Source organism: Paenibacillus harenae DSM 16969 (assembly GCF_000422465.1).
Classification (GTDB): Bacteria; Bacillota; Bacilli; order Paenibacillales; family Paenibacillaceae; genus Pristimantibacillus; species Pristimantibacillus harenae.
Genome location: NZ_KE383842.1, coordinates 1,798,343 through 1,808,610, shown reverse-complemented (window position 1 = coordinate 1,808,610; position 10,268 = coordinate 1,798,343). Strand labels below are relative to the sequence as shown.

The window sequence follows — 10,268 nt, the reverse complement described above, 5'->3', positions numbered from 1 at the left end:
AGAACGCGCGAATGAACGGCAGAAATGCCGTAGAATCGGCATGCGAGGCGAAGAACGCGTGAATTAGCGGCAGAAATGCCGTTGATTCAAAGGTATGAGATGCAGCTCTGTGGTTCAATCCTTATTATTACGCGCGAAGTTGCAATTTCTTTCAAACGGCTTTATCCTGTAGGATAACGGAAAATAAGCTAAAGCGAGGCCGCCTTAATGACGAATATTCAAATTCATTTGTACAAAGACTGGATCGACACGGTAAAGGAAATTTTTCGAGGATCTGGCCATCCGTTGCCGGAGGACATCGATGACAGCGACGCTGCGCTCGCTTATTTCATGCTGACAGCCGCTTCGGAGGATGAAGCACTCAAGCAGAGGACTGCGAACGAAGAGAGGCTTATGCAGCTTCAGCGTACGATTTTGGTCAATCTCGACTCGGTTATATGGCCGGATATCCGCTGCAAAACCGGCTATGCCGGCGACCGGTTATCCTTTAAGTGGGTTTATCATAAGGGAGAGCATATTATCGAGGAGCAATCCTCGTATCGCATACCGCTCTGATCGGGGCGGTTTTGTCGCACGGAAATCTCTAATTGATATATGAAAAAATAACGGATTGTTGATGTATGAATGCTCTGGAGCCCGCTCTATAATATAGGGTGCTTTAAGCGACGTTATTATTGGCAACGCTTTCCTGCAGACAAAAGGGGGCCGCTCGCATGATGCGGTACATGAGAGAATTAACGCGCCGGATGAATAATATTCGGATCAAAAACAAGCTAATCTTTTCATTTATATTGGTTGTATTCGTGCCCGTTCTGATCGTCGGCATCTTTCTGACGGTCGCCTTCCGGCAGAACGTGCTGGATCAGGCCACGCAGCAAATAACGAACAATGTCGAACGGATCAAGAAGCAGACGACGGATATTATCCGCATGCCGATTGAAATCTCGGACAACCTGCTCGTAGACAGCCGCCTCACGAATGTGGTGAATACGAATTATAAATCAACGTACGACGTCGTTAAAGCGTTCTGGGATTACCGGGATTTCCGCGATTACGTTCATCTGTACAGCGAAATTTTTAACATTCGCTTCTATACGACAAACATGACGATACTGGACAATTGGGAGTTTCTGAAGTTGACGCCTCCCATCATGGAGACGCATTGGTACAAAGCGGCGATGGAGCAGGACGGTATCCACTGGGCGTATATAAGCGACGAAACAAAGGGCAATCGTAATTATTTGAGCCTTATCCGTAAAATTTCGTTCCCGACCTACCGGACTAGCGGCGTGCTTGTCATCGGAGTGAATCAGAATGAATTGAACGCTATGATCAGCCAAGAGCCTTTCGATACGATGATCATCGATGATACCGGCTACATGATTGCGGCCAAAAATCCGGAATGGGTCGGCAAAAACATTTCGGAATTGGATTTTGCCAGTCAATTGACGGAAAAAGCGGAAGGCACGTATGAATTTAAATATGATGGAAAGCCGTCCAAAATCGTGATCGAGGACTTACTGCCGGAATCAAGCCGAAACGGGCTGAAGATCGTATCGGTCTTTACGATCGACAGCATCGTAAGCGGGGCGAATCGCATCAGCCAGCTGGGCTTCGGCATTATCATGCTCAGCCTCGTGATCGCTTTTATTCTGATCTATTTCTCCTCCGCGATATTGGCCAAGCGGATGCTTGTGCTGAACAAGGATTTAAATAAAGTGGCCATGGGCGACTTGAACGTCATCTCGAACGTGACGGGCAACGACGAAATCGGTATTTTATCCAAGCAATTCAACAACATGGTCGTCAGTATCCGCGGTTTAATGGATGAGGTTACCGAATCGCAGAAGCAGAAGGCCCAGCTGGAGCTGAGACAGAAGGAAATTAAGTTGAAGATGATGGCCAGCCAGATCAATCCGCATTTTCTGTTTAATGCGTTAGAGTCGATTCGGATGAAAGCCCATATGAAAGGCGAGAAGGAAATATCGGGAATCGTCCGCATGCTGGGTAAAATGATACGCCGGAATTTGGAGGTCGGCACGCGAAAAATCGCTCTGAAGGACGAGCTTGAGATTGTCCGTTATTATTTAGAAATCCAAAAATTCAGATATGGCGATGACCGTCTGACATTTCGCCTTGATATTGATCCTGCCAGTCATGATATTGAAATACCGCCGCTCATCATTCAGCCTTTAATCGAGAATGCGGTCGTTCACGGGCTTGAAAATATAGCGGAGGGCGGGTTTGTCCATTTGTCGACGTTCGTCAACGGGAAGCGGCTGAAAGTGGAGGTCGCCGATAACGGCGTTGGGATCAGCGAGGAAAAGATTAAAGATATCCTCGAATCGTTACGCGATATGGAGGAGGAGGAAGAGTACCGGATCGGGCTGCGGAATGTCCATCAACGGCTTGTTATGATCTATGGGGATGACTATGGCTTAACGATCGCGAGCGAACCCGGCTCAGGTACGCGAATTACGTTCGAAATTCCAACAGGGGGTCATCATAATGAATAAGGTTTTAATCGTCGACGATGAACCGATGATTAGGGAAGGGCTGACAACTTTAATCGATTGGGAGAAGCACGGCTTCGCCGTGGCCGGTACCGCAGCGAATGGCCGGGAAGCGGTAGAGAAACATAAGGAGCTTCGTCCGGATTTGATCTTGATTGATATTCGCATGCCGGGGATGGACGGCCTTTCGGCAATCGAAGAAGTGAGAAAGACCGACGCGGCGTGCCATATTTTAATATTGAGCGGATATGCGGATTTCAATTATGCGAAGCAGGCGATCTCACATAGCGTAGACGGTTATATTCTGAAACCGATTGACGAAGATGAGTTGGAAGCCTACGTGGAACGTATCGGGGGGCAGCTGACGAGAAAAAACGAGCAGAAGGAAAACTCGGAGCAGACGGCGGCTCTGCTGCGGGAGGAGCTGCTTCAACAGCTGGCTGCGGGCAAGCTGGATCCCGGCCGGGAAGGAAGCGGGGAGCTGGCGGCGCTGCTTGGAACTCCCGCAAAGTATTATCAGCTTCTGTTAATCGAGCTGCACAGCAGGGAGCACTCCCTTACGATGAACGCAACACTGCGGAAGAAGCTGTCGGATATCGTAGAACAAAAGCAGATCGGCTGGGTTTTCTCCGCGGAGCCGTTCGTTGGCGTGCTGCTTAAGGACTATATATTGCAGAACGGCTCCCGCGAGGAAATGCGGCAGTGGATCGAGGAGTGCTGCGGAGAGCGGATACGATTCGCAGCCGCAGCCAGCGAGCCGGTCAGAGAGATTCCGATGCTGCTCGATTGGTCGGCTGCGGTGCGCGGTCTTATGAAACGGCGGTTCATGCAGAGCGGCCAGCAAATAAATATGGCTTCATTGACGGAGGAGCAGGAGCGGGGAGAGCAGGAAGCCGGGCTGTCAATCGAAGCGCTGGCGCAGAATCTTTATTATATGCTCGATATCGGCAGCAAGGATGGCGTAGACAAGGCGATGCAGGAAGCTTCCGGGCAAATCGTCGCGTACGATTCTTCCGAGCAGTCCGTGAAATCGAACTGGGCGCAGCTGCTTACGATCGTATTGAATAAAGCGGCAACGTCCAATCCGCAGCTGTCCGTTCAGGAGGATCTGACCATGATCACCGCCTTATATCTGGCGCATCATTATGACGAGATGCTCGCGCAGCTGCAGCAGCGACTTTCGGAGCTTGCGGCGAAGATCGGGAAGTCGGACAGCCAGTCCGTCATGAAGCAGATGACGGATTTCATTGAACGCCACTACAGCGAGAATATTAAGCTGGAGACGCTTGCCGAGCTATTTAATTATAACAGCGGCTACTTGGGTAAAATGTTTAAAAACTATACCGGGGACCACTTTAACACCTATCTCGACCAAGTGCGCATTAAGCACGCGATCGAGCTGCTTCAGGAGGGACTGAAAGTGCATCAGGTGTCGGAGCGTGTCGGTTACGCGAATGTCGATTATTTCCATAGTAAATTCAAGAAGTATAAGGGCGTTTCCCCGTCTTCCTTCAAAAGCGTTCCGGGAAAACCCGGCATGGAATAAGGAAGACCGGATATCGGCCATGCCTAAAGACGTTGCACCGCTTAGATTCCTATCGGACCTAAGCGGTGCAACGTCTTTGTGTTTTTATTTGAAATTCCAAGCATCCCGGTTGCGTTTGGCTGAAACGACTTTTTATGAAAGCGGTTGAAAGTGCGTATTTTGATATGATTTTAGGACTAATTTATCGGGTGTAACGATGCGGCTGCTATCGTTTATGATTAGTACAGATAAGAGAGGGTAAGCTACGCATAGAGAGAGGAAGCTTACGGAATACGTTTTTGCAGACCGCAAAAATATTAGGAGGAGCACAGATGAAACCGCTAACAGAAGTTACCCCTAAGGCAGGGTCGGCGCACAAGAGAAACCGCTTTTGGTTCAAAGCTTTTCAGCAGCGATACTTGTATATGATGTCGCTTCCATTTGTCATATGGATTTTCATCTTCAGTTATGTGCCGGTATGGGGCTGGCTAACCGCATTTCAAAACTACAAGCCAAAAGATTCGATTTTCAATCAAAAATGGGTCGGGTTAGAAAACTTTGTCGAATTGTTTCAAGATGAACGCTTTTACGTTGTGCTGCGAAATACGCTGGCGATGAGTTCGATGGGACTTATTGTCGGGTTTACGGTTCCCGTTATATTCGCGCTTTTATTGAATGAAATGAGAGGCCAGTTTTTCAAACGGTCGGTTCAAACGATCTCGTATTTGCCTCACTTTGTCTCGTGGGTCGTTGTCGCAGGTCTCGTGTCGAAGATGCTTTCGACGGACGGAGGAGCGGTTAACCAGCTGCTTATGTGGCTAGGCGTTATCGATGCCCCGATTCAATTCATGGCAAAGGGCGAATGGTTCTGGGGAATCGTGACGTTATCCGATCTTTGGAAGGAAATGGGCTGGAATTCCATCATTTTCTTAGCCGCGATGGCCGGTATCGATCCGGAGCTGTACGAAGCTTCTACCGTGGACGGCGCGGGCCGCTTCCGTAAAATGTGGCATATTACGCTGCCGGGCATTCGTACAACCTTTATGGTATTGTTCATTCTATCCATCGGCCACTTGATTAGTATCGGTTTCGAGAAGCAGTTCTTGCTCGGCAATCCTCTAGTATCCGACTTCTCAGAGGTGCTCGATCTGTATGCGCTCAAATACGGAATTCAAATGGGCCGCTATTCATATGGTACGGCCATCGGAATCTTTAACTCCGTAGTCAGCATCCTATTAGTGTTTATCGCGAACGGAATTTACAAACGAGTCACCAAAGAATCGATCATATAGGAGGTGCGGCAAAATGCAAGGCGTTGCTCAAAAAAATGCAAGTGATAAAGCGTTTGACATCTTCATCTACGTATTCATGGCGATTGTCGCAATTGTTACCTTATATCCGTTTCTGAACGTGCTTGCTATTTCGTTCAACGACTCGGTTGACACGGTCAGAGGCGGGCTTACGATTTATCCGCGTGAATTTACTTTGAAAAACTATGAAACGATCTTTGGTTTCGAAGGTCTGCTTACCGGCTTTAAAAATTCCGTCATCCGGACGGTATTGGGCACCGCGATCGGCGTTGTCTCGGCGTCGATGATGGCTTACACGTTAAGCCGTCCTGACTTCCAGGCCAGAAGATGGATGTCGGTCGTATTTGCCCTCACGATGTATTTCTCCGGCGGCCTTATTCCCGGCTTCCTCTTGATGAAGAGCCTGGGCCTTATCGGCACATTCTCGGTTTACATCATTCCCGCGCTGCTGAGCGTCTGGAACGTGTTCGTTATCCGCTCCTATATCGACGGACTGCCGTACGCGCTTCAAGAATCGGCGAAGATCGACGGCGCGAATGATTGGACTATATTTTGGAAGGTCATTCTTCCGCTTTGCCAGCCCGTCCTCGCGACCATCGCGCTGTTCATCGCCGTTGGACATTGGAATTCCTGGTTTGATACGTACCTGTACAACAACCGGAGCGCTGAGAATACGACGCTCCAGTACGAATTGATGAAGGTGCTGTTATCTACACAGACGGGCAGCAATTACCGCGATCCGAACGCGCAGCAGTCGATGGCGGCGGTATCGCCCGAGTCGATCAAGATGGCGATCACCATTGTCGTCACGGTGCCGATTCTTCTCGTATATCCGTTCCTTCAAAAGTATTTCGTTAAAGGAATGACGCTGGGCGCAGTAAAAAGTTAATATTGGTAGTAGCAGGTTTCCTGTTATATACATGCTCTTCACGCACACAAAAAGGGAGGCTTTCAAAGCAATGAAAAGAAAGATGCAAATGATGTTAAGCTTGATGTTGGCACTCGTATTCGTATTTGTCACGGCATGCGGAAATTCGAACAACGAAGGCGGAACGAACACCGGAACGAATAACGGCGGTTCAAACAATGAAGAAACGCTTAAACCGATCACGGTTCGTATGGCTTCGGGCGATAACAATCCTTCATGGGATGATATGAACTCCGATCTGGGCAAATATCTTAAAGAAAAGACAGGCATTACGCTTAAACAGGAGTTTCCTGTAGGCGGTACGGACTCGGATATGTTCGCCCTTATGGTAGCGAGCGACGAGTACCCGGATCTGGTTATGCCGAAGGGCAGCGCCGGCAAGCTGGTTGATGCGGGCGCCTTGATCGACCTTCGTCCTTTGATCGAAGAACATGGCCCGAACTTGAAAAAGGTATACGGCGAATATTTCAACCGCCTTCGCTGGAGCAAGGACGATGATGCCATCTACGTACTGCCGCAGGCCGGCGTAGATCAAACGTATTTTGAAGCAGGCGGCGGTTTCCAACTGCAGCATCAAGTGCTTGAGGCGGCTGGGTACCCTGAAATCAAAACGGTAAAAGATTACGAAGCGGCTATCAAAGCGTATATCGAGAAAAACCCTACAACGCCGGACGGCCAGCCGACGATCGGCATGTCGCTTAACGGCGGCGAATGGCAAATCCTGATTTCCGTTACGAACCCCGCGTTCTACGCTACGGGCGCTCCGGATGACGGCGAGTTCTATATCGATCAGGAAACGCACGAAGCGATTATGCACTACCAACGCCCGGAAGAAAGAGAATACTTCCGCTGGCTGAACCACATGAACGATATCGGCCTGCTTGACAAAGAAAGCTTTGTTCAAAAATATGATCAATATAAAGCGAAAATCGCGTCCGGCCGCGTTCTCGGCCTGATCGATCAAGACTGGGATTACGCCGAAGCGCAAAACGCACTGAAAGCGGAAGGCAAGTTCGGCTCGACTTACGCCCGTTTCCCTGTAACGCTTAACGAAACGTACCAAGACCACTCTTTCCAAGGTACCGGCTATCTCGTCGGTTTCGGCGTCGGCATTACGAAGGACGCTCAGGATCCGGTCCGTCTGATCAAATTCCTGGACTACCTGGCTTCCGACGAAGGCCAAGTGCTTGTAAACTGGGGTATCGAAGGCAAGCATTACAATGTAGTAGACGGCAAACGCGTCATTCCTGAAGACGTTCAAGCGATGAAATCGAACGATAACAACACGTTCAAGAAAACGACCGGCATCGGCAACTACCTGATATCCGCGCGCTACGGCGACGGCGTAATGGATCCGTCCGGCAACTACTACACGACGACATTCCCTGAGCAAATTCAAACGGCTTACTCCGAAGCGGACAAAAAGACGCTTGCAGCATACGGCGCAACAACGTACAAAGATCTGTGGCCTGCGGACGACGCATTCCCGGAGCGTAAATACGGCGCGGCTTGGACGCTTCCTTTCGAGACGGGCTCCAAGGCGAATGTTATTTTCCAAAAAACGCAGGATATTATGAAGAAACGTATTCCTGAGGCTATTCTGGCTAAACCGGCTGATTTCGATAAAATATACGACGCATTCCTGAAAGATCTGGAAGATGCTGGCGTAGCGGAATTAAATGCCGAGTTTACGAAAATGGTGAAGGATCGCGTAGAGCTTTGGTCGAAATAAAAACGTAAACAATGAGGAGAGGGCTCATATTCATGGGCTCTCTTCCCTCGTTCCATACACTTGTACGAAATGAAGGGAGAACGGCGAGAATGATACATAATAATCTTCCGAAAATATGGTATGGCGGCGATTACAATCCGGAGCAGTGGGACGATGCAACGATGGAAGAGGATTTGCGCATGTTCAAGCTGGCCGATATCGACGTGGCAACGGTGAATGTGTTCTCGTGGGCGCGAATTCAGCCGAGCGAAGAAAAATATGATTTTGAGCAGCTGGATCAAATTATCGACCGGCTGCACCAGGGCCAAGTGGCCGTATGTCTCGCAACCAGCACAGGCGCCCATCCGGCTTGGATGGCCAAGAGGCATCCGGACGTCACGCGCGTTGACTACGAGGGCCGGAAACGGAAGTTCGGCGGGCGCCATAATTCGTGTCCGAACAGTCCGACCTATCGCAAGTACGCGCGTTTGATCGCCGGTAAGCTCGCCCAGCGATATAAAGACCATCCGGCGCTGGTCGCTTGGCATATTTCCAACGAGTACGGCGGATACTGCTATTGCGATAACTGCGAGGAGGCTTTCCGCGTCTGGCTGCAGAAGCGTTACGGCACGATCCGGCAGTTGAACAAAGCATGGTACACAAGCTTCTGGGGACACACGTTCTATAATTGGGACGAAGTTGTTGCGCCAAACGCGCTTAGCGAGGAGTGGGCGGGCAACCGCACGAACTTTCAAAGCATATCGCTGGATTACCGCCGTTTCCAATCGGACAGCTTGCTTGATTGCTATCTGATCGAATATGAGGAAATTCGCAAATACTCCCCGGATATTCAAATCACTACCAATTTGATGGGCACTTATCCGGAGCTTGATTACTTTAAATGGGCAAAGCACATGGACGTCGTGTCATGGGACAACTATCCGTCGATCGATACGCCGGTCAGCTTCACGGCAATGACGCATGCGCTTATGCGCGGTCTCAAGAGCGGCCAGCCGTTCATGCTGATGGAGCAAACGCCGAGCCAGCAGAACTGGCAGGCTTACAATGCGCTGAAGCGTCCGGGCGTCATGCGGCTATGGAGCTATCAAGCGGTGGCTCACGGCGCGGATACGGTCATGTTCTTCCAGCTGCGCCGTTCGATCGGCGCTTGCGAGAAGTACCACGGAGCCGTCATCGAGCATGTCGGGCACGAGCATACGCGCGTTTTCCGCGAATGCGCGGAGCTGGGGCATGAGCTGACGCAGCTGTCCGATAAGCTGCTCGATTCCCGCGTGGATGCGAAAGCCGCGATTATATTTGACTGGGAGAACCGGTGGGTGGTTGAGCTGTCCAGCGGACCAAGCGTTGCGCTGAAATACGTGGATGAGGTTCATAAGTATTATGATGCCCTTTTCGAGCAGCATATACAGACGGATATGATCAGCGTAGAGGAAAATTTGGATAAATACGATCTTGTCATCGCGCCGGTCATGTACATGATTAAACCGGGATTTGCCGAGAAGGCGGAAGCGTTCGTCAAGCGCGGCGGCACGTTCATAACGACATTTTTCAGCGGTATCGTGAATGAAACCGACATTGTGACGACCGGCGGTTACCCTGGCAAGCTCCGTAAGCTGCTCGGCATTTGGGCGGAAGAGATCGATGCGCTGCTGCCGGGTCAGCAGAATCAAATCGTCATGAAGCAGAACCGTGGTGAATTGAGCGGGACGTATAACTGCAGCATTCTTTGCGACCTTATTCATTCGGAGGGAGCGGAGGTTGTCGCGGAATACGGATCCGACTTCTACAAAGGCATGCCGGCCGTTACCGTCAATAAATTCGGCAAAGGCGAAGCCTGGTATATCGCGTCAAGCCCGGATAAAGCATTCCTGCAGTCGCTGCTGGCGCAGATATGCAAGGATAAAGGCATAACGCCTTTGCTTCATGCTCCTGCCGGGGTGGAGGTTACCCGCCGCGTGAAAGGCGGCAAATCGTATACGTTCATTTTAAATCATAACTCGGAAGCCTCCGGGCTTCAGCTGCAGGCGGAGCCGCGTCTGGACCTGCTGTCCGGCAAGCTTGTCAATGGCTCGTACAGCCTCGCAGCCAAAGGCGTTATGATTTTAGAGCAATAATCCGGTAACTAACCAATATTGCCCGATAAATTGCCCTGGGATAAGCTCCGAATTCCGGTATTTGTGCATAAGCTGTCAATAAAGGCCCGTTTAGAGGGGAGCAGCGTAATGTCCGATAGGTCCGTGAACCGGCTGCATCAGCATAA

At 50.3% G+C, this 10,268-nt stretch carries 7 protein-coding genes; all 7 read left to right on the top strand.

All coding sequences use genetic code 11. The features are described from left to right. Positions 1-207: 207 nt before the first annotated feature. The 7 genes from H581_RS0118680 to H581_RS0118650 all read left to right on the top strand — a co-directional run bounded on the left by H581_RS0118680 (position 208) and on the right by H581_RS0118650 (position 10,122). Positions 208-555 (top strand): hypothetical protein, encoded by a 348-nt coding sequence (locus tag H581_RS0118680; RefSeq protein WP_028611352.1) that lies wholly within the window; start codon positions 208-210, stop codon positions 553-555. 158 nt (positions 556-713) lie between these two features. Next, positions 714-2,516, top strand: a complete 1,803-nt coding sequence (locus tag H581_RS0118675; RefSeq protein WP_036718812.1) for a sensor histidine kinase — start codon at positions 714-716, stop codon at positions 2,514-2,516. Next, positions 2,509-4,059, top strand: coding sequence for a response regulator transcription factor (locus tag H581_RS0118670; protein ID WP_028611350.1), 1,551 nt, complete (start codon positions 2,509-2,511; stop codon positions 4,057-4,059). The genes H581_RS0118675 and H581_RS0118670 overlap by 8 nt, the downstream gene beginning before the upstream one ends. 311 nt (positions 4,060-4,370) lie before the next feature. Next, positions 4,371-5,330 (top strand): ABC transporter permease, encoded by a 960-nt coding sequence (locus tag H581_RS0118665; protein WP_028611349.1) that lies wholly within the window; start codon positions 4,371-4,373, stop codon positions 5,328-5,330. A 13-nt stretch (positions 5,331-5,343) separates the two neighbouring features. After that, entirely contained in the window at positions 5,344-6,237 is an 894-nt protein-coding gene (locus tag H581_RS0118660) for a carbohydrate ABC transporter permease (RefSeq protein WP_028611348.1), read from the top strand. Between the two features lie 70 nt (positions 6,238-6,307). Beyond that, on the top strand, positions 6,308-8,008 hold the full coding sequence (locus tag H581_RS0118655) for an ABC transporter substrate-binding protein (protein ID WP_028611347.1): 1,701 nt from the start codon (positions 6,308-6,310) through the stop codon (positions 8,006-8,008). Positions 8,009-8,097: 89 nt separating this feature from the next. After that, a complete protein-coding gene (locus H581_RS0118650; protein ID WP_028611346.1) occupies positions 8,098-10,122 on the top strand; it encodes a beta-galactosidase in 2,025 nt (674 codons plus the stop codon). Positions 10,123-10,268 lie beyond the last annotated feature (146 nt).

What these genes read in the sequence shown, in the direction of transcription:
- H581_RS0118680 (WP_028611352.1), top strand. Translation starts at nt 208, where the DNA reads ATGACGAATATTCAAATTCATTTGTACAAAGACTGGATCGACACGGTA.
- H581_RS0118675 (WP_036718812.1), top strand. Translation starts at nt 714, where the DNA reads ATGATGCGGTACATGAGAGAATTAACGCGCCGGATGAATAATATTCGG.
- H581_RS0118670 (WP_028611350.1), top strand. Translation starts at nt 2,509, where the DNA reads ATGAATAAGGTTTTAATCGTCGACGATGAACCGATGATTAGGGAAGGG.
- H581_RS0118665 (WP_028611349.1), top strand. Translation starts at nt 4,371, where the DNA reads ATGAAACCGCTAACAGAAGTTACCCCTAAGGCAGGGTCGGCGCACAAG.
- H581_RS0118660 (WP_028611348.1), top strand. Translation starts at nt 5,344, where the DNA reads ATGCAAGGCGTTGCTCAAAAAAATGCAAGTGATAAAGCGTTTGACATC.
- H581_RS0118655 (WP_028611347.1), top strand. Translation starts at nt 6,308, where the DNA reads ATGAAAAGAAAGATGCAAATGATGTTAAGCTTGATGTTGGCACTCGTA.
- H581_RS0118650 (WP_028611346.1), top strand. Translation starts at nt 8,098, where the DNA reads ATGATACATAATAATCTTCCGAAAATATGGTATGGCGGCGATTACAAT.